We start from the raw sequence: 19835 nt of genomic DNA, 5'->3' as shown, positions 1-19835 counted from the left end.
CCAAAAGTTGCCCGCCCGGGTTTTAAAGCTGTAAAAAGCCTATAAACTTTATCGCGGACAGCAAAAAGCTTCATGATCCGCAATTTCGGATCATGAAGCCGTGCCAGGTTGGTATTATACAGCGACGATCTTTGCCTGCGGGATCATAGATTTCGCCGCTTCGGCAACATGGTTGTGACAGGTCATCATGACGATCTGCCGGTCCGCTGACAGATCGCCAAGCAGCTCCAACACCGCCCGGAGACGGCGGTCATCGAAATTGACGAACAGGTCATCCAGCAGGAGCGGCAGCGAGGCGGTTCCGTGCAAGGTTCCCGCCAAAGCCAAGCGAAGCGCCAGATACAGCTGCTCCGCCGTTCCCCGGCTTAATCTGGCGCTGTCGATCAGCCCCAGCTCCCGATGCTCGGCTTTCAGCTCCTTCTGCCACAGCGTCATGACAATCCGGCCGTATTCGCCGCCGGTCAGCCTGGAGAAGTACGCAGAGGCGGTCTTGATGACCTGCGGCTGCTTCTCCTGCTCATAAATTCGTCGGGTCCGCCGGATCAGCTCGGCCGTAAGCGAAGTGACGATATACTGCTCCGCCAGCTGACGCAATCCGGTCCGCTGCTCCTCCAGCTGCTGAAGTGCCGTATCTTCGGCGCAACGCTCCTTCAAGTACTCCAGATCGCGCAGCAGTTTGCCGCGCTGCTCCAGCACTTCTTGCCGTGCGGCTTCGACGGCGGCAGCATCCGCATCGGCGGCGGCCGCTGCTTGTTCGATCGCATAGGCATCATGCTCTTCGAGCAGGCGGCGCACCTCTGCCAAAGCTTCCTGCTCCCAGCCGCTGGCCATCGCCAGCTCCCGCTCACGGATCGAACGGATCAGCTCGGCCGAGCGGACAGAGGCAGCGGCCCGGCGCAAAAACTCTTCGCCGTTAGCGGCGCCGCCTTCGGTCAGCAGCTCGCGGCTCCGTTCCTGCAGGCGTTCCTGCAAACGCCGGCCTTCAGCCAGCTCTTCGTTCACTTCCTGCAGCCTGGCGGCGATGCTCTCCCGGCGCAGCTGCGTTTTCTTCTGGTTGTCCCATTCGCGCATACGCTGCTGCAGCCAGCCAAGGAGAAGCGGGGAATCCATGTTCATCGTGGACATTTCCGGATTTTCCGGGCCGGCCGCTGTAGCACCGGCGTCCGTCATCAGCTTAAATATTTCGCCTTCATACGCCGCGCATTCGGCAGTCAATTCCGCCAGCCGTCCGCTGATTTTACGCTCCTGGCGCAGCAGCTCCTTGCCCTGCTCCACCCGGGCGAAAATATCCGGCAGCCCCTCCGGGGAAATGCCTTCCGGCAGCCGCCGCTCCTGCAGCCACTCTTCATACCGGGCGGACAACGCCTCGAACTCCGCTTCGGCGCGCTCCATCTCCACGTGCAGCCCGCGCTCCTGCGCCTGCAGTGACTGCAGCGTCGTGCGGCAGGCTTCCGCCTCCGCCGCGAGCTGCTCCATTCGCTGGCGCCACGGGTTCCAGGCGTCCATAATGCGCCGCAGCTCTTTCATCCCGGCCTCCAGCCCATCCGCCGCCGGGCTTGCCGGGGCCCGGCGCCGTACGCTCTCCGGCTCCGCGCCGGAGAGCAGCAGCCCCTGCAGCCGCCGCATCTCCGCGGCGGCGGCTTCCGCTTCCCCGCCTCCCCGCGGCGGGGAGCTCTCCGCTCTGCGCGCAGCGCGCAGAGCGGCCCACAGCCCCAGGTCCGCGGCGGCGAGCACGCCGAACGCGGACCCGTAGCTGACCGGCGCAGCGCCGGTCAGCCACAGGGCGGCGGGCAGCAGCACCGTCAGCGCTGCGGCCGCCGCCAGGACGCGCAGGAGCGCAGCGCGCCTGCGCGGGTTCCCGCCGGGGCGGCCGGCCCCGGCCCCGGCGCCTTCGCCGAGCTGCGCTTCGCGCCAGCGCTCGGCGGCCAGCTGCAGCTCGTCCCAGAGCTGCAGCACCTCCCGCGGGCTGCGTGCCGCCAGGCCCGCGAACTCGCTCGCGCCGTGTTCGCGCGCGAGCGCCCGCTCGGCCGCCTGCAGCGCGGCGCCGGCGGCCGCAAGGCCGGAGCGGAGCTGCTGCCGCTCCGCTTCCCGGGTCTCTATCCGCCGGTCGTACGCGGCGAATTCTGCGGCAAACCGCCGCGCGGCTTCACGGTCCGCCGCCGCGCCGGAGAAGCGCTCCAGCTCGGCCCGTCCCCAGGCCTCGCCGATACCGCGCAGCACGGCCTGCAGATGCTCGCGCAGTGCCGACAGCTCGCCGCCGAGCCGCTGGCGTTCGGCGCTGCGTTCCTCGTACACGCCCCGCCGCCGGTCCAGATTCTCCAGCAGCGGTCCCTGCGCTTCCAGCCGCTCATCCGGCTGAAGCGCCGTCCATTCCGCCTGAAGCGCTTCGAGCAGCCGCTCTAACCGGAAGAGCGCGCTGTCGTTGTTCTGGATGTCCGACTCCAGCCTTTGCCAGCGGGCAGCGCCGTCCTCCGGAAAAGCGCCGATGACGGGCAGTCCGTCCAGCTCCAGACAGTCTTGCTTCCATTTCAGCCACAGCTCCCGGATCTCCAGCGCTTTGCGCCGCAACCTGCGGTCCGCTTCGGCCTTCAGCCGCTCCGTTTCCAGACGGCGTATCCGTTCTTCAACGGCTTCCAGTGCCGCAGACGTTTCGATGTACCTTGGGAGGTAAGAGCGGCTTTCCGCCGCCTCCCGCTCCAGCCGTTCGATCGCCTGGAGCTGCTTGGCCGCTTCCTGCACCTTTCCGCGCGGCTTGTACAGCTTGTCTGCGTCCTGTACCAGCTTGCGCTCGGCGCGCAGAATCGCACTGCCGCCGCCCATGCCGGCGTGCAGCAAATAGCCGCCGAGTTCCTCCGACTGCAGCGTGCCCAGCTCCTGCAATTCATCCAGCGTTACCGCAAACAGCTGGCGGAACATGCTGCGCGAGATTCCGCCAAGCAGACGGCGCTCCAGGTCTTCCTGGGACGCTTCCTCGATCCGTCCGTCCGGGTAAACCAGCACGATGCTCAGCCGCTCGCCGCGGCCGCCTTCGCTCCCCGCAGCGTAGCGGCGGATACTCCACTCTATGCCGTTCTTATCCTGGATCCTAATCTTTCCGCCATGCTGACCGCCATGCAGCGGCTCGCCGCGCTCCGCCGGGTGGCTCCGTCCCGGAATGCCGTAGAGCATGGCGCGGATAAACTGCAGCGTTGTGCTTTTTCCGGCTTCATTCCGCCCATACAGCACCGTCACGCCTTCGCCCAGCTCCAGCTCGCGGTCGTGGAGGCGGCCGAAGCCGCCGATATGCAATTGCGTGATGTTCATTCCGCTTCCTCCCGCGCCGTGTCCATAGGTATTGCTTACAAGTTCTAGATCTTGCTCCTGAATCCGGGTTATGTCCACTGCGTGATGCCTTCGCGGCTTTAACCGGCTTCCTCCGCTGTCTCTTCTTCATCGTCCGCCGTGCGGTTGTCCCCAAACCTATCCATGTCTCTGCCCCTCAACACTCCTGCTTCCTCCGGCAGCATTCCGCCGGTCCCCGCATCGCCCAGCAAAGCGACCGCAAGCTCTGCGGCTTGGGACAACCAGTTGCGTTTCTCCTCGGCCGTTACAGATGAGAGCAGTGCACGCAGCTCCCGGTTCTCCAGCAGCGGCTTCATTGCCGCGCCGAGCAGGTCGTCTAGATCCGTTGCAGCGCCGGCACTTGCCCCGGTATACCGCAACAATTCGCCGAGAAAGCTGTCTTCCTCCAGCAGCCGTTCCCGGTCAAACGGCAAACCGGACTCCACGGCGAAGCCTTCCACCCAGACTAGACCGGCATATTGGCCCTGCTCGGCGCGAACAACCTCCCGGCGGCGCAGCTCGGCAAGCAGATCGTCCACCACGCTTTGTTCAGACAGCAGCCGGTGAAGTTCGCCGCGGCCCGTCAAGCGGAAACGTACCGCCGTGAATAAGCGGGGATGCTCGTCCCGCAGCGTTTCAATCTCCCGCTCCACCGCTCCGATCCATTCCTCTTCACGGGTGAAGCCGTCCACCGGAAGCTCCCGGATCATCCAGCGTACGCTGTCCAGTTCATGGAAGCGAAGCTGCGCGAACCCGCCTTCATCGACATCGACGATGTAGCAGCCCTTGGCTCCCGTCTCTTTCACGCTGCGCCCCTGAATGTTGCCGGGATATACGATCCACGGCCGTTCATGCAGCACCTCGCGTTTATGGATATGCCCCAGCGCCCAATAATCATAGTCCCGGCCGATCAGATCGCCCAAGGTGCAAGGCGAATACGTCTCATGCTGCGGATCGCCGCCGACGTTGGCGTGAAGCATCGCGATGTGATAAAGCCCGCTGCCCGGCAACCGGCTGAATTTCAGCGCCGTATTGTCCGTAACTTTCATGGTCGGATACGAAATGCCGCTGATCACTGCCACTTCCTGGCCGTCGCTGCGGCGGCGGGCAATGGTCCGCCCCGGCTCGTCCGCTCCGAATACGGTGACCGAAGGCGGATACGGCGTCTTCAGCCGCGGTCCGTCCAGCGGATCATGGTTCCCGTGGATCAGGTAGACCGGGATCCCTTCCCGGTCGAATTGCTCCAGCGCTTCCCGGAACCGGAGCTGACCTTGCAGCGAGGCGTCCGAAACGTCATACACGTCGCCGCTGATGACGACAAAATCGACCCGCTCGGAGACGGCAACGCCGACAAGCCGCCCGAGGGCGGCAAAGGCGGATTCCCGCAAATAAGAGCGGACCGAAGGCGAAACCTGGGACATACCGGCAAACCGGCTGTCCAGATGCAAATCCGCGGCATGAAGGAATCGGAAAGGAATCATATGTTCACCCTTTCGCTTCCGGCTGATATTGCAGGTACATTTTTTTCAGCTCATTGGCCACACGGGTCAGCGAGTATTGACTTTTGGCTTTCTCCCAGGCGGAACGGGACAGCTCATAACGGAAGCTTGGGTCGGCGATGACCTTCTCCAGCGCGTCCGCAAGCGCCAGATCGTCGTCGGGACGGACAAGCAGCCCGTTGACGCCATCGTCGATTTGCTCGGGAATCCCCCCGATATTGGTCCCGACCAGCGCCAGGCAGCTAAGCGCCGCTTCCGCGAATACCGAACCGAACGCCTCCGCCCGCGACGGCAGCACGAAAATATCGAAAAACGGCATAAACTCTTCCGGATGCAGCGTATAGCCGTAAAAAATCGTCTCATTATATATGCCGAGCGTCTTCGCCAGGTCTTCCAAATCGCCTCTGGACGGACCGTCGCCGATGATATGCAGCACGTACTCCAAGCCGCGGTTTTTCAGCTCGGCACAGGCCTTAAGAAGGACGTCGAGCCCTTTGGCCGGTACCAGACGGGTTACGGTAACCAGTTGCGGAATGCTGTTGTCATGGGGAACGGGCTTGAAACGTTTTTCGTCAAAACCGTTCGGAATCACCGTGATCTGCCCCGGATCCTCGATATAAAGCGCCATATATTCGGCGAAGGAACGGGATACGGTCATCAGCCGGTCGGCCTTCAGCTCCAGCTCGCGGTAGATCGAGACGAGAAACCGGTGCTCAATGCCGCCCTCGGCGATCGCTCCGTTGAGAATGAGCTCGCGTTCATAACTGGAATGAATCGTCTGGACAAGCGGAATGTCCGGAAAAACCTGTTTCATCGCCAGGCCGGCAATGGGATGATGCGCATGGATCAAATCGTATTTTTTACTCATCCGCAGCTTCGTCCACCACAAGTAATCGCGGTAGGTCTGGATATATTTTTGCACAACCGGGCTTTCGCCGTATTCGGTCCAATCAAACGTTTCAAATACCACTTCCTCGCGGCCTTTCCCGCGAATCCGCTTGGGCAGCCAGAAGAGGTCCATGTCCCATCGTCCCGAACGGAACCGCTCCTGCAGATACGGAATCATGGACGATACGCCGCCGGGCTGTTCCGGCGGGAAGAATAGCGCTTGCAGCAAATTCATAAGGCACATCCCCTTTTACAATTGCCCTGAATGCGGTGAGACCCGGCAATTATGTTATAGTAAATGATATATGTACAAAGGCAGGTACGATTAGGTCCCTTCTTTGATTTTATCGGTATCTATCCGAAACGGCAACTAAGAAGAACACTGCCGCAACACGCCTCAAAAGGAGAATGAACCATGAATCAACGACAGCTGCCCGCTGCATTCGAAGCGAACGTACGCGAAATGCTCGGCGCGGAGGCAGACGCTTTTCTGCAAAGCTATAAGGAACGGAGGACCCAGGGTCTTCGCCTAAATACGTTAAAAAGCGGTTACGGCCGCGTGCCCGCTTCCCAGGCCGTTGCCCGTTTCGGACTTGAATCCGTGCCCTGGTGCCCATCGGGCTATTATTACGAGGAGCCGCACCGGCCGGGCCGACATCCCTATCATGCCGCCGGGCTATATTATATTCAGGAACCTTCGGCAATGTCCGCGGCCGAGCTGCTGGCTCCCCAGCCGGGAGAGACGGTGCTGGATCTGGCCGCAGCTCCCGGCGGTAAAACATCACATCTCGCCGCGCTGATGCAGGGCCGGGGCCTGCTTGTCTCCAATGAAATCCACCCTGAACGGGCAAAGATTCTTGCCGAAAATGTGGAGCGGATGGGCATAGCCCACGCGTTGGTCACCTGCGCAACGCCTGGCGAGCTGTCGCGAAGATTTCCGGAAGCCTTCGACCGGATCATGCTGGATGCGCCTTGCTCCGGCGAAGGGATGTTCCGCAAAGACCCGGACGCCATTGCCGAGTGGTCGCCCGAACATGTGGAGATGTGCGCGGCGAGACAATGGGATATTCTGCAGGATGCGTACAAAATGCTGAAGCCCGGCGGACACCTGGCCTATTCGACCTGTACCTTTAACCGCCAGGAGAACGAGGAGACGATCGCCCGCCTGCTTGAAGCTTATCCCGATATGGAGCTGCTAGCCGATAAACGGCTGTGGCCGCATCTGGAGAAGGGCGAAGGGCATTTCGTGGCATTGCTGCGCAAGGCAGCGCGGGAAGATGAACTCGCGGATGTCCGGCCGGGGAAGCCGACCAAAGCCGCCCGGGGCAAGTCCAGCGGAAAAACAAATGCTGCCGCCGAGGCCTACCGGCAGTTTCTTGATTTTGCGGCCGCAGAGCTGCCCGGGTTCACGCCGCAAGGCGTACCGGTCTTATTCGGCGATGCCTTATACCTGCTGCCTGAGGCGTTTCAGTCGGGGCTTTCGCCCTCCGTGCTGGAAGGCTTGAAGGTACCGCGCGCCGGCCTGCAGCTTGCCCAGCTTAAGAAAAACCGCGTCGAACCGGCGCATGCGCTTGCCATGGCGCTTCAGCCCGAACAGGCCAAGCGGAGCTTCGATCTGAACGCGGAGGAGACGGACATCCACGCCTGGCTGCGCGGCGAAAGCCTGCCAGTTCCGTCCGGCCTGCACGGCTGGACGCTTGTTACCGTCGACGGCCTGCCGGTCGGATGGGGCAAAGCGAGCCAGGGCCAGCTCAAGAACCATCTGCCGAAAGGCCTGCGGGTATTGGGCGGGCAATAAGCCTAAATTCCTTTTCCGGATATTCTCGATGTTTCTGCCGGAATCTATTAAAGACCGGCAAGGGTCTTTTTTCCATTTTCCCCATAAAAGCAGACTCCTGTCCAGACTTATGGCTTAGCTGCCCTTACCGGTACCTTCATCGGAATCCCCGCCTTCAAAAAAAACAGAGCAGCAACCCTTCTTTTGTCGAAGAATTACCGCTCTGCGTATTTATCATTTATGGATTCTATGAAGCTGCGCTATGCTAAACAATATTTCAGCAGCGCATCGCGCACGCCGTGCTCATTGTTCGTTCCGGTCACCGCTTTGGACGCGGCTTTCACTTCAACCGGCGAGTTATCCATGGCAATGCCAAGACCCGCATAAGTCAGCATGGAGATATCGTTGTAATAATTGCCGATGGCCAGCACTTCCTCCTGGCGGACATCCAGCTGCCGGGCCAGGTTCATCAGCGCGTTGCCTTTGGAGGCATCGGGATGCATAAAGTCGATGAAAAATTCTCCGCTGCGCAGAATATTGTACGCCCCGCCCCACGTATCCCATTCCCGGTGGGCTTCATCCAGAATATCCGGCTTGGTGAATACGGTAAACTTGACGATCGGCTCACGGAATTCATCCCACGCAGGCAGCGATGCCGGCACGATACGGAAATGCTCGTACATAAACAGCGCCTCCTGGGACAAATGCTCCACGTTGTCTACGTACATATCAAAGGCGGTGTTGATGTCAAAATGAATACCGCGTTCCCGGCAATATGCAATGTAAGGGTCAAGGCCGCGTGCGTCCAGTTCGTATTGATGCAGCACCTTGCGGTCCTCCACCCGAACCGTTGCCGCTCCGTTATGCCCCAGCACATAACCCGTCAGTCCCATTTCCTCCATAAAAGGAATGGAATTTTGCGGACTCCGGCCTGTGCACAGCACGATTTGTCCGCCATGGCGCGTAACCTCGGCGATGGCCGCCTTGTTCTCCGCGCTCAGGCGATGCTCGTCGTCCAGCAGCGTTCCGTCGACATCCAGTGCAATCAGTTTGTATTTCATCGCTCCACCATCCTGTTCTGTCTTTATCTCTTCTCTATAAGCTTCCCCCTGCGGCGCTCCGCCGCCCCAGCCAGTATACAACGGAACTCTCCATTCCGGAATGCTTATCGGTTAACTTTTCATGAAAAAGCGTCAATCCGCCGCGTTACCGGCGCCCAGCAGTTCCAGCTCTTTTGCGGTTAGCTCACGGTACGCCCCAGGCTTAAGGCTTTCATCAAGCCGCAGTTCGCCCATCGAGACGCGTTTAAGGAAGGTGACTTTTTTGCCGACCGCCTGAAACATGCGTTTGACCTGATGGAATTTGCCCTCCGTAATGGTTAGCGAAATTTGCGAAATGACGACGCTGCCCCGTTCTCTGCTTAGTACTGTCAGTTTGGCGGGCTGGGTCACATAGCCGTCATCCAGCTCCACGCCGGCAGCAAAAGCGGCCACATCCGCCGCATCCACATCCCCTTCTACCGTCGCCTCGTACGTCTTCGGCACATGTTTACGCGGAGACAGCAGCTCATGGGCCAGCTGACCGTCATTGGTCAAGAGCAGCAAACCGACCGTGTCTTTGTCCAGCCGGCCCACCGGAAACGGGTCGAACTGAGCGTCTTTGGATTTAAGCAGATCCAGAACCGTGCGGTCGCGTTTATCTTCGGTAGCCGACAACACGCCGGCCGGTTTGTTCATCATGAGATAGATGAACTCTTTATAAGCAATCCGTTCACCGGCCACTTCAATGAGATCCAGATAAGGATCGGCATGAGCACCGCTGTCCTTCTCCACTTTGCCGTTCACGGTAATCTGCCCCTGTTTCGCCAGCTTGCGGATGTCGCTGCGAGAGCCGGCGCCCATATGGGAGAGAATCTTATCGAGCCGCTGTTTTTTGCCCGGCTTGTCCGCCTTTTTCATATTCATCTTAGGTCCACCTCCAGCCTGCAGGGTATTCATTTTTAAGCATTGCGTCTTGCCATTTGCCCCAGCCGACGCTGTACCCGTCGATACAGACGAGACAGTATCCTTTGGCTGCGGCCCCCTCTTGCAGCTGCAGCCGATCTTCCGCGATATTCAGCGTTTCGCCTTTCAGATACGATACCGCCTCCCGATCGCCGCTGGCGAGCGACAGCGAGCGGCGGCTTTCGTCCATCCGCAGCGCCGTTGCGAGCGGATGTCCAGGAATGAACCGGCCGCTTCGCACCTGGCCCATATACCATCCGGGCCGGACCGTCTTCAGACCGTTCAGCGCGTCTTTGGGCAGCGGGGACAAATACAGATGGTCCCCGTACCACACCGGATAGCCCTCCGGCTGCCATCCGAGCTGCTCCTGCGCGAACGCGGCAAACGCCGCGAGCGCCTCGGGCTCCCCGCCGCCGGATGCCGCACCGGCTCCGCGGCCGCCTTTGCCCCGCGGCGCGCCGCCGTCTCCGGCCCAGCCGCCAGCCGAAGCCCCGGCACGGCCGCCTTTTGCGCTGCGGCCTTCCCCGGCCTTGCCGGACGCCGCTTTCGGCGCGGCGGCATATTTGCCGCCTTTGCCGCGCGGAGCGGCGGCAAGCACCGCTTCACGGCCGGCTTCGCCGCGGCCCACGCGGGTTGTACCCTTGGCGGCATCGCTTTCCGATATGCCGCGGTTCGCAGTACCGGCACCGCCCATGCCGGCAGCCTCCACGCCGCCGCTCCGGCGCAGCAAGGCCATGAAATGACCTTCGCCCTTCACCTTGTGCGGCCACAGCCGCGCCGCTTCCGGCAGATCGCCGAAGCCGGGCGCAAAAGACCCGTGCCCATTGCCGATGGGCATCGGTGCAAAATCCGGATGCGCGGCCAGAAACGCCGCGATGCTGCCTTCATTCTCCTCTACGGCGAACGTGCAGGTCGAATACACCAGCAGTCCGCCCGGCTTTAACGCGCGGGCCGCCTCGCGCAGAATGTCGCGCTGCATATCCGCATACTTTTCTGGCGTCTGAGGCTCCCATTGTTTCGTCATGTCCTCGTCCTTGCGGAACATGCCCTCGCCCGAGCAGGGTGCATCTATCAGGATGCGGTCGAAGAATTCGGGAAAGGCGTCTGCGATCCGTTCCGGCTTTTCATTCAGCACGATGCCGTTGCGTACCCCGTACAGCTCAAGATTTTTCGCCAGCGCTTTCGTCCGCTCCGGATGCAGGTCATTGCTGACCAGCAGCCCTTGCCCCTTTAGCTTGGCCGCAATCTGCGTTGATTTTCCGCCCGGCGCCGCGCATAGATCCAATACCTTATGGCCCGGGCGCACATCCAGCAGCTCCACCGGCGCCATCGCGCTCGGCTCCTGGATATAATACAACCCGGCATGGTAATACGGATGTTTGCCCGGCCGTGCGCCTTCTTCCGTATAGTAACCTGTTCCGCACCAGGGAATCGGTTCACCGGCGAATGTTATCCGTTCCAGAAGGGCTTCCGGGGTAATTTTCAGGGTGTTGACCCGCAGACCCGCATAAGGCGCCTCTTGATATGTAGCCGCAAACGCATCATATTCGGAGCCCAGCAGCTCTTTCATTCTGGCGAGGAAAACGCCGGGCAGTTGTACCGCCATGTAATAACCTCCTGCATAGTCTTACTCAAAGTGAAAGAACAAATTTTGAAGCCGCCCGCTATCGCTTAAAAGTTTGTGTACAAATACGGACATATCTCTCTTTTAACAAACAGCGAAGCTGCCCGGCAGCCATCATGGCTTGGGGGCAGCCCCGTGTGGTCTTGGCGCTCGCTTACTCTTGTGGCAAAATCGGCGGACGCCGGCGCTGCGGTACACGCCGCGGGTGAGGGTTGGCCGCCAAAGCGGCCGACCGTACCCGCACCGCCTCTGCAAGGTCATCATCGGCGATTTCGATCGTCAGATCGCGGTAAGGCAGTGGCTCTGCGGCATACGCTTCCGGCGCCAGGCCGTCAGCCAATTCCTCCGCTTCGGCCGCCAGTTTGCCAAGCCGGATGCCCAGCATAACCTGCGGATACCTCTTTAACACCCCGGAAGAACGCTCCAGCATCATGCGCGCGCCCCGGAGATTGCCGCGGCGGAAATGAAACAGTCCGACCGCCACCTGCAGCAGCGCTTTATATAACGGATCGCGGTCCCGCTGGAGCCAGAGCTCCTCGAGCACCTCGTGACATTCGAAATAATCCCTGTCGCGGTTGAAATAGATCAGATACGCGACATAGAGCGGCTCATAAGCCATCGGGCAGATTGGCTTTCTTGGCGTTCGAGATCATCGTCTGTATTTCTTCCAGCAACTTTTTCATGCCTTCCATATCATGGGCTTGCCAGATCGTATTAAATCGCGCCTGGCTTTCGATGGCTTCATTCACCAAATGGTAGAAATATAGCTGATGAATCGCGCTCAGCACCTGTGTCGTCGTGTTCGAGTTCTCCTCGAACAGCTTCTGTGCCTCAAGGATCTCGTCGCGGATGCTAGACATTTCGGCATCCAGAATCGCTGCCGCTTCGGCCGCCGTCTTCAGCCGCAGCCGCATTTCATCCGGAAGGCTTTCCCGGTATTTATAGTTCAGCGAGTGCTCGATGGTCGCCCAGAAGTTCATCGCGAGCGTGCGGATCTGGATTTCGGCGAGCACAATCTTTTGTCCCAGCGCCGTCTGCACGGGATATTTAATGATCATATGAAAACTGCGGTAGCCGCTCTCTTTGTAATTGGTAATGTAGTCTTTTTCGTATTGCACCTCAAGGTCTTTGCGTGAGCGGATATACTCCGCCACCCTGCGGATATCCTCCACGAACTGGCACATGATGCGGATGCCGGCGATATCCTCGATCCCGGTCTCCAGGTCCTCCATCTTCACGTTCAGACGTTTGGCCTTTTCCAGGATGCTGGAGAGCCGTTTGACGCGGCCGGTCACGAATTCGATCGGCGTGTATTCCTCACGCTTCTTGAGCTCCGAGCGCATTGTCTTGAATTTTACCTTGAGTTCCTCTACCGTTTGTTCATAGGGTAGCAAAAAAGTTCCCCAATCCCTGCCGTCCATCGCCTTCGTCCTCCTGTCCTTTCGTCCAATCAATGATGGTCCGTACCCACCGCTTGCGATATATGGGTATAGCCGTCCTGCCGCAACAATTGCCGCAGCTTCGCATGAATCCGGCGGTTGACCTCCGGACCCTCATAAATGAGCGCTGTATAGATTTCAACCAGGCTGGCGCCCGCTTTAATCTTCTCGTAGGCGTCCTCGCCCGTAAAAATGCCGCCCGATCCCACAATCGGCAGCTTGCCGCCGGTCTGGCGGTAGATGCGCCGGATGATTTCCGTGGAACGGTCCCGCAGCGGTTTGCCGCTCAAACCGCCCGTTTCTCCGGCTTTATCGCTCCTTAGCCCTTCGCGGCTGAGCGTCGTGTTGGTGGCGATCACGCCGTCCACGTCCGCAGCTTGCAGCGTGCCGATCATGAACTCCAGTTCTTCGTCCGTTACATCCGGGGCGATTTTGACCAGCAGGCTTTTTGCCATGCCCGTTGCCGTACGCTGCAGCTCCATCTCCGCCTTCACCTCGGCCAGCAAATGCGACAGCTCGCTTCCATGCTGCAGGCTGCGCAGATCCGGCGTATTCGGTGAACTGATGTTCACGACAAAAAAATCACCGTACGGATACAGCGTACGGATGCACTGGCGGTAATCTTCGTGCGCCTGCTCGTTCGGCGTCACCTTGTTGCGGCCGATATTCACAGCCACCGGAATACGCCGGCGCTTTATATCCTGCAGCCGCCGCTTCATCGCATCCGCGCCTTCGTTGTTGAAGCCCATCCGGTTAATGAGCGCTTCATCCGGCAATAATCGGAACAGGCGCGGGCTGTCGTTGCCCGGTTGTCCTTTCGGCGTCACCGTGCCGACCTCCATGAAGCCAAAGCCGATGGAGGAAAATCCGGGCACCGCCGCCGCGTTTTTATCGAGTCCGGCTGCAAGCCCCACCGGGGTCGGGAAATGAAGTCCAAACAGATCCACCGCCAGATCTGCGGTTTCGGGAACCCCGTACATCAGCCGCAGCGCCGCTCCGGCATAAGGAACGGAGGATGCTTTATCCAGTCCGCCGACGACGAGATGATGCGCTTTTTCCGGGTCCATTTTGAAAAATACAGGTTTGCCTAAATGACGATACAGCACCGTTCTCGCTCCTTAAAGGGATGACCTCTGATGTGCAGACTCCCCCGTTTTACGTAGGTTTCATCTTTCAGTTTATCCGTTTCCGCGACAAAAGAAAAGTTTTTTGCCGAGCCTGTCGCCGCCATGGCAGGGTTTATGCGGGGAGTATAGAATTTTTAATGTAAACGCATTACAATGTAAGGGTAATCATCGAACAAGCCAAGAAAGAAGGAACTCACGATGTCAACAAAACGTAAGCCCCCTACCCTCCAGCAAAAAAAAGAAGAAGTAAACCGCAAGGCGATTTACTGGATCAGCGGCAGCCTGGTTGCCCTGATTGCCATCATTGTCGTGCTTCTGATCGTGGCCGGCAATTAATTCAGCCAGTGGTAGACTTTATGGGGGTTGGTCTGATTCGGAGGCGCGGCCGAAGGATAGCGTTCCTTGGGCACCAGCAGCTCGTCAGGCAGAACCCCTTCGCTGATCGTCACTTTCGTGCCCATCGGTACCATGGCGAACAGCTCTTCGATATCTTTCCGGTTCATCCGGATGCAGCCGAGGGATTCGTCTTTGCCGATGCTGTCCGGCTCGTTGGTCCCGTGAATGGCATAATTGGAGTCCGACAGCTGCATGCCGCGGCTCCCGAATTCGCCGTTATCATGCCCGTTGGGATTTACCACTTTGTCCGATATGGCGAAATCGCCTTCCGGCGTCCGCGTGCCGCCAAGTCCAACCTCATAATTCCGCAAAAGAATACTGCCGCTGGCCACCGCCAAGCGGTGTTTTTGTGTATCCACGATAATCCGCAGCGGCTGCGTGAAAAACGGCGCGGCCGCCTGCGCCCCTGAACCGGCGCCACTGCCGCCCGCAGCGGCTCCTGGCTGCCCGCCGGAAGCCCCCAGGCCGGCGGAGGCCCCGGGGGTTCCCCCACCGGCGCCGCCAGCCATCGCCGCCCGCAGCGGGGCGAACTGCTCCTTCATCAGCGGCGTTGCGCCGCCCAGCCAGTTGCCCGGAAACGCCCCCGTCAAATCGCCGATTGCTTTCGGTAAACTGCCCTTGGCATTCTTGTAAGCGCGCATGGCACTCGTCAGCGCGGCGAGCTGCTCCTCGCTCTTCTGCCACTTTGCCCCCTGCTTCTTCAGCTCGTTCGCATCGGACGGCTGGCAACTGCAGGTCGCGGCATCATAGGACTGCACGACCGTCTTGCCGTCTCCGTCGCCGCTGACGGTCGCCTCAACCGGCAGCGGCTGCTTCCACAGCAGCCACTTCCCGGACCGCTCCATGCCCAGCAGAGCGGTCTTGTACGGCTGCGCCGCCTTCCGCAGCGCCTCCGCCGCGAACCCGCCCGACGCCAGCTCGGCCTTGCCGAGCGCGGTGAAGGCGAGCCGCGGCTGCGCTGCGGCCACCTCCGGCTCCGCGAGCGACGGAGCCGCCTCGTCCGCGGCGGGGGCTTCGCTGCCCGCCGCCGCTTCCGGCACCGGCTCCGCTCCGGTGCCGGCGCTGCCCGGCACGCCCGTGACGGCGGCCGGCACCAGCGTGAGGAGCAGCAGCAGCGCAGCGATTCCCATGATGCGCTTGCGGCGCCCGGCGCGCTGGCGGAGCTGCGCCGCTTGAACCAGACCGGCTTCGTATTCGCGCAGCATCTCCGCCGGAACCTTGCTGCGTTCAAACGCTTCGTAGACTTCCCCAGCCTGGTTGAAGCAATAATTGGCTTTGCCCTGCTGTCCGTTCTTATCGTATTCCTTCCCGAGCAAGTACCATGCCATTTTATTGTCGGGATGCATTTGAACGTAGGCTTTCAGGTGTTGTGAATTTTTCATATGCGCCTCCCCGGGTTTCGGATCTCTACAGGGTATATCGGCATTTAAAAGCAAAAAAGACATCCCCCGGCCCAAAATCGGCCAGTGGATGTCTTTACGTTCTGCAGCGGGTGCTTAGCCTTCTTTATTAAAAGGGGCGTCCGCGATTTTGATGGAGTCGGTCGGGCATCCGTCCACGGAATCCTGGAGATCGTCGAACAGATCATCCGGAATCGCGGTATTGCCGCGGTTGCCGTCGTTTTCATAAATGACTTCCGCCAAGCCTTCGTCATCGTAATCAAAAATATCCGGGGCCGTCGCTCCGCATGCGCCGCAGGCGATGCAAGTGTCTTTTTCGACCCAAGTGTACTTAGCCATTTTATCTCTGCCTCCCGTTAAACAATACAGCCTGCCGTAACAGCCTGTTATTTTTCTCATATTAATATAAATAGAATACAATTTCAACGCATATCCCGGGATGTCTATATTTTTGCCTTAATCTCTATGCGGCGGATCACCCTCCGGCTCTCCTTCTTTTGCCGAATCCTCCGGACCCAGCTTGTACAGATTGTCCTTCTGCAGCGAGGTTCCCCGCTCTTTATGGTTGCGCAGCCGCGCCGAATGGGTCTCCGTCAGCATACCGGCCGTCAGCACCGCATTTTCACCGAACTTGTTGCGCAGGAGATCCATTGCTTTGTTGAGCGATTCCTTCTTGGGCTGACGCTCATAATCGAACAGGTCAAGCTGGATGGCGGCTTCATCTTTGGGGGTCAAGCTGTGCAGCGTCACACCCAGCAGCCGGATCGGTTTGTCGCTGCTCCAGTGGCGGGCAAACAGCTCGCAGGCCGCTTTATAGAAATCCTCGGCACTCTCCGTAGGCACCTCCAGCTGGCGGGACCGCGTAATCGTCTTCATGTCCGGCGTGCGGATCGTAATATGGACTCCCCCCGCTACCAATCCTTGTTTCCGCAGCCGGCGCGCCACCTGGTCGCTTAAGTTCAGTAGAATCGGCTTTGCTTCCGCAAGCCCGACCACATCATGCGGCAGCGTCGTCGTGTGCCCGATCGACTTGCTTTGCTCGCGTTCCGGATTGACCACGCCGTCATCCAGGCCGTTGCCTGCCCGCTTCAGCCAGGAGCCCATCACGCCGAAATGTTCCCGCAGCATCTTCTCGTCGGCGGCGGCAAGCTGGCCGATGCTGTATATGCCCAGCCGTTTCAGCTTCTCCGCCGTTTTGTTCCCGATGCCGAACATCTCGTTGCAAGGCTTGTCCCACAGGACGGAAGGGACGTCGCGCAGGCGCAAAATAGAGAGACCGTTCGGCTTTTTCAGATCCGACGCAATTTTCGCCAGCAGCTTGTTGGGCGCCACCCCGATCGAACAGGGCAGGCCAAGCTCGTCCATGATCCGCCGCTGAATATCCTCTGCGATCTGCAGCGGCGTACCAAACTGGCGCGAACCGGTAATATCGAGATAACATTCGTCGATCGACACTGCTTCCAGAAGCGGGGTATAGCTGTATGCGATTTGCATAAACGCATTGGAGTATTTACGATATAGATGAAAGTTCGGTTTGATCAGTACTAATGTAGGGCAAAGGCGCAGCGCTTTCTGCACCTGCATTCCGGTCTTGATGCCCAGCCTTCGCGCGGCATAGGAGCAGGTTACAATGATTCCCCGTCGCTGCTCAACGCTGCCGGCTACCGCTGTCGGCTTCCCTTTATATTGGCCAGGGTCCTCCGCTTCATGCACGGAGCAGTAAAAAGCGTTCATGTCCACATGCAGTATGACGCGTCCGTTCGCCGGATAATATTGGTCTACATCCCGCACAATATCCACCTCGATTGATCTGGTTTCCATTGACCCGCTTAGCATACTCTCTTCTAATAGACCAGGTCAATCCTTAGTTGCCGTCCGCTGTAAAGTTCTCTGTTACATTCTCGCGTAAAAGTGCTATAATATAAAAATTATTTCCCTTTGTATAGGAGGACACTCATGTCTAAGTCCATCTCCATCTTCGATACGACACTGCGCGACGGCACGCAAGGCGAGGGCATTAGCCTGTCGGCGGATGACAAGCTGAAGATTGCCAGAAAGCTCGATGATCTGGGCGTGCACTATATTGAAGGCGGCATCCCGGGAAGCAACAATAAAGACATCGAGTTCTTCCGCAGAGTCAAGGAGCTGCATCTGAACGCCAAAATCACCGCCTTCGGCAGCACCCGGCGCAAAAACTCCATCGCCGAGCATGACGAGAACCTGCAGCGGATGATCGATGCGGGCGTTCCGGCAGCCACACTGGTCGGCAAGTCATGGGATTTTCATGTTTCCACCGCCCTGCAGACGACGCTTGAAGAAAATCTCGCCATGATCGGCGATTCCATAGCGTATCTGAAACGCAAAGGGCTTGAAGTGATCTTTGACGCGGAGCATTTTTTCGACGGCTATAAGCATAATCCTGAATATGCCGCAGCCGTTCTGGCCAAAGCCCGGGAAGCGGGGGCGGATTGGCTGGTAATGTGCGATACGAACGGCGGCACCCTGCCTAACGAGGTTCACGATATCGTCTCGGCCGTTTCCGGGCAATTATCCGGCGCTTCGCTGGGCATCCACACGCATAACGACTGCGAACTGGCGGTAGCCAATGCCCTTAGCGCCATCGGCGCCGGCGCGCGGCAGGTGCAAGGAACCATTAACGGGTACGGTGAACGCTGCGGCAATGCCAACCTCTGCTCGATCATTCCGACGCTGCAGCTCAAAATGGGCTACCACTGCATTCCGGGCGATTCTCTGCCGCAGTTGACCAATACCGCCCGCTTTGTCAGCGAAGTCGCTAACGTCAATATGCCGGTGAATCAGCCGTATGTCGGCACGGCGGCGTTTGCCCATAAGGGTGGTATCCATGTCTCCGCGATCCTCCGGGATTCGCGCACGTACGAGCATATTCAGCCCGAGCTTGTCGGCAACAAGCAACGCGTGCTGGTCTCCGAGCTGGCCGGCCAGAGCAATGTCCTCTCCAAAGCCCAGGACATGGGCCTCAGCCTGGATCCAAGCAGCGAGCAGGCGCGCAAGGTCATCGAGATTATCAAAAACCTGGAGCACCAAGGGTATCAGTTCGAAGGCGCGGACGCTTCGCTGGAGCTGCTCCTGCGCGAAGCAACCGGAGAGCTCAACGAGCTGTTTGTCTTTGAATCTTTCAAAATGCTGACCGAAAAGGTCGCTGGCGCCCCGGTCGTTTCTGAAGCGTTCGTCAAGCTGAAGGTGGGCGGCGAGAATCTGTACACCGCCGCCGAAGGCAACGGTCCGGTCAATGCGCTCGATAACGCACTGCGTAAAGCGCTGCTGGCTTACTTCCCGCAATTGAACGACATGCATCTGTCAGACTATAAAGTGCGCGTATTGGACGAAAAAGACCAGACCGCCGCCAAAGTCCGCGTACTGATTGAATCCAAGAACTACAACGACACCTGGAGCACGGTCGGCGTGTCGAGCAACGTCATTGAAGCGAGCTGGGAAGCGCTTGTGGACAGTATGCGCTACGCTCTCCTCGGACAGATCTCGCTGGATCACGGCAAATCGGTCAGCAATGAGCCGCGCGGGCTTGTGAACCACTAGACGGGCATCCTTGCGATACGCATAAAGCCCTCCGAAGGCGGGAGATTTCCCGGTTGCCGGAGGGCTTTTTTCAATTATATGTTTCCGCGTGATCTTCAACCCGCTTTATCGGGTTTAACGCCTTTAGCAAGTGCAGCAAACTTCTGCTCCAATTCCTCAGCCGTCAAAGCACCGATAATGACTTCGACTATTCTGCCTTGCGTATCGATCAATACATTGGTCGGATAGGCCGCACCGTGGTACAGATCAAATATATCGCCGGTCCGGTCATACATCACCGGGAATGTCAGCCCATATTTGCGGACAAACCGCTCCGCGTTCGGCTTATAATCATTGCTGGTGACATTGATGCCGTACACATCCACAGCGTCTTTGTATTTGGCCGCCAAGTCGTTCAGTGCCGGCGCTTCCTCCTGGCATGGCCCGCACCAGGAAGCCCAAAAATTCAAGATCACCGGTTTGCTCCGCGGACCGCCTACGGCGTAGGCGTTGCCATCTTCATCTTTCAAGCTGAAGGCCGGTGCCGCTGCACCTGCTTTTACCGTCTCGAAGGTTGCCCCCGCAGATTGCTGCTCCATGGCAGGTATTGCCTCCGGCGACGGCGCTGCAGCCGGCTGGGTCCGGATATTTTGTACGACTGCGATCGCGCACAGGAGCGCAACCAGAGCGATAACCAACCAGTTCCTTATCTTCACGGCTCTCATCGTTACTCGGCATCCTTTGCTTCGGGAGTAAGTTTGCTCTTATTGTACCCCTAAACCAAATTGTTTCAAACCTGTGAACGA

16 protein-coding genes are annotated in these 19835 nt (G+C 59.1%); 3 read left to right on the top strand and 13 right to left on the bottom strand.

What is annotated here, in order from left to right; genetic code table 11:
* Window positions 1-114: 114 nt before the first annotated feature.
* The 3 genes from BMW84_RS01765 to BMW84_RS01755 all read right to left on the bottom strand — a co-directional run bounded on the left by BMW84_RS01765 (window position 115) and on the right by BMW84_RS01755 (window position 5943).
* Entirely contained in the window at window positions 115-3303 is a 3189-nt protein-coding gene (locus BMW84_RS01765; RefSeq protein WP_091063794.1) for an AAA family ATPase, read from the bottom strand.
* A gap of 98 nt (window positions 3304-3401) precedes the next feature.
* Window positions 3402-4802: a metallophosphoesterase family protein gene (locus tag BMW84_RS01760; RefSeq protein WP_091063791.1), complete on the bottom strand. Its 1401-nt coding sequence runs from the start codon at window positions 4800-4802 to the stop codon at window positions 3402-3404.
* 4 nt (window positions 4803-4806) lie between these two features.
* Window positions 4807-5943, bottom strand: coding sequence for a glycosyltransferase family 4 protein (locus BMW84_RS01755; protein WP_091063788.1), 1137 nt, complete (start codon window positions 5941-5943; stop codon window positions 4807-4809).
* A gap of 180 nt (window positions 5944-6123) precedes the next feature.
* Here BMW84_RS01755 and BMW84_RS01750 point away from each other — a divergent pair, with 180 nt between their 5' ends.
* The gene (locus BMW84_RS01750; RefSeq protein ID WP_091063785.1) at window positions 6124-7506 is read left to right on the top strand and encodes an RsmF rRNA methyltransferase first C-terminal domain-containing protein; all 1383 of its coding nucleotides are present in this window, start codon (window positions 6124-6126) and stop codon (window positions 7504-7506) included.
* Between the two features lie 239 nt (window positions 7507-7745).
* Here BMW84_RS01750 and BMW84_RS01745 read toward each other — a convergent pair whose 3' ends face one another.
* The 6 genes from BMW84_RS01745 to BMW84_RS01720 form a co-directional block, all read right to left on the bottom strand.
* Window positions 7746-8546 carry a Cof-type HAD-IIB family hydrolase gene (locus BMW84_RS01745; RefSeq protein ID WP_091063783.1) on the bottom strand — a complete coding sequence of 267 codons (801 nt, stop codon included), beginning with the start codon at window positions 8544-8546 and terminating at the stop codon, window positions 7746-7748.
* Between the two features lie 132 nt (window positions 8547-8678).
* On the bottom strand, window positions 8679-9449 hold the full coding sequence (locus tag BMW84_RS01740; protein WP_254772830.1) for a pseudouridine synthase: 771 nt from the start codon (window positions 9447-9449) through the stop codon (window positions 8679-8681).
* Window position 9450: 1 nt separating this feature from the next.
* Entirely contained in the window at window positions 9451-11094 is a 1644-nt protein-coding gene (locus tag BMW84_RS01735; RefSeq protein ID WP_091063781.1) for an RsmB/NOP family class I SAM-dependent RNA methyltransferase, read from the bottom strand.
* A gap of 172 nt (window positions 11095-11266) precedes the next feature.
* Window positions 11267-11731 carry a DUF309 domain-containing protein gene (locus tag BMW84_RS01730; protein WP_091063779.1) on the bottom strand — a complete coding sequence of 155 codons (465 nt, stop codon included), beginning with the start codon at window positions 11729-11731 and terminating at the stop codon, window positions 11267-11269.
* Window positions 11721-12533 carry a GTP diphosphokinase gene (locus BMW84_RS01725; protein ID WP_091063776.1) on the bottom strand — a complete coding sequence of 271 codons (813 nt, stop codon included), beginning with the start codon at window positions 12531-12533 and terminating at the stop codon, window positions 11721-11723. Before BMW84_RS01725 ends, BMW84_RS01730 begins: the two co-directional genes overlap by 11 nt.
* A 29-nt stretch (window positions 12534-12562) precedes the next feature.
* The gene (locus BMW84_RS01720; RefSeq protein ID WP_091063774.1) at window positions 12563-13657 is read right to left on the bottom strand and encodes a quinone-dependent dihydroorotate dehydrogenase; all 1095 of its coding nucleotides are present in this window, start codon (window positions 13655-13657) and stop codon (window positions 12563-12565) included.
* 219 nt (window positions 13658-13876) lie between these two features.
* On the opposite strand from BMW84_RS01720, the gene BMW84_RS24635 reads away from it, so the two are divergent.
* Window positions 13877-14014 (top strand): hypothetical protein, encoded by a 138-nt coding sequence (locus tag BMW84_RS24635; RefSeq protein WP_175498639.1) that lies wholly within the window; start codon window positions 13877-13879, stop codon window positions 14012-14014.
* On the opposite strand, the gene BMW84_RS01715 is transcribed toward BMW84_RS24635, so the two are convergent.
* From BMW84_RS01715 to BMW84_RS01705, 3 genes are all read right to left on the bottom strand, one after another.
* On the bottom strand, window positions 14011-15456 hold the full coding sequence (locus BMW84_RS01715) for a L,D-transpeptidase (RefSeq protein WP_091063771.1): 1446 nt from the start codon (window positions 15454-15456) through the stop codon (window positions 14011-14013). The genes BMW84_RS24635 and BMW84_RS01715 overlap by 4 nt on opposite strands.
* Window positions 15457-15570: 114 nt before the next feature.
* Window positions 15571-15813: a ferredoxin gene (locus BMW84_RS01710; protein WP_091063768.1), complete on the bottom strand. Its 243-nt coding sequence runs from the start codon at window positions 15811-15813 to the stop codon at window positions 15571-15573.
* Between the two features lie 117 nt (window positions 15814-15930).
* Window positions 15931-17265, bottom strand: coding sequence for a DNA polymerase IV (locus tag BMW84_RS01705; protein WP_091067921.1), 1335 nt, complete (start codon window positions 17263-17265; stop codon window positions 15931-15933).
* Between the two features lie 165 nt (window positions 17266-17430).
* On the opposite strand from BMW84_RS01705, the gene cimA reads away from it, so the two are divergent.
* Window positions 17431-19050, top strand: a complete 1620-nt coding sequence (cimA, locus tag BMW84_RS01700; RefSeq protein ID WP_091063765.1) for a citramalate synthase — start codon at window positions 17431-17433, stop codon at window positions 19048-19050.
* 95 nt (window positions 19051-19145) lie between these two features.
* On the opposite strand, the gene BMW84_RS01695 is transcribed toward cimA, so the two are convergent.
* On the bottom strand, window positions 19146-19754 hold the full coding sequence (locus BMW84_RS01695; protein WP_091063762.1) for a TlpA family protein disulfide reductase: 609 nt from the start codon (window positions 19752-19754) through the stop codon (window positions 19146-19148).
* Between the last annotated feature and the right edge of the window lie 81 nt (window positions 19755-19835).

Source organism: Paenibacillus sp. NFR01 (assembly GCF_900111565.1).
Lineage (GTDB): Bacteria > Bacillota > Bacilli > Paenibacillales > Paenibacillaceae > Paenibacillus_AQ.
This window is presented reverse-complemented; position numbering and strand designations above follow the sequence as displayed.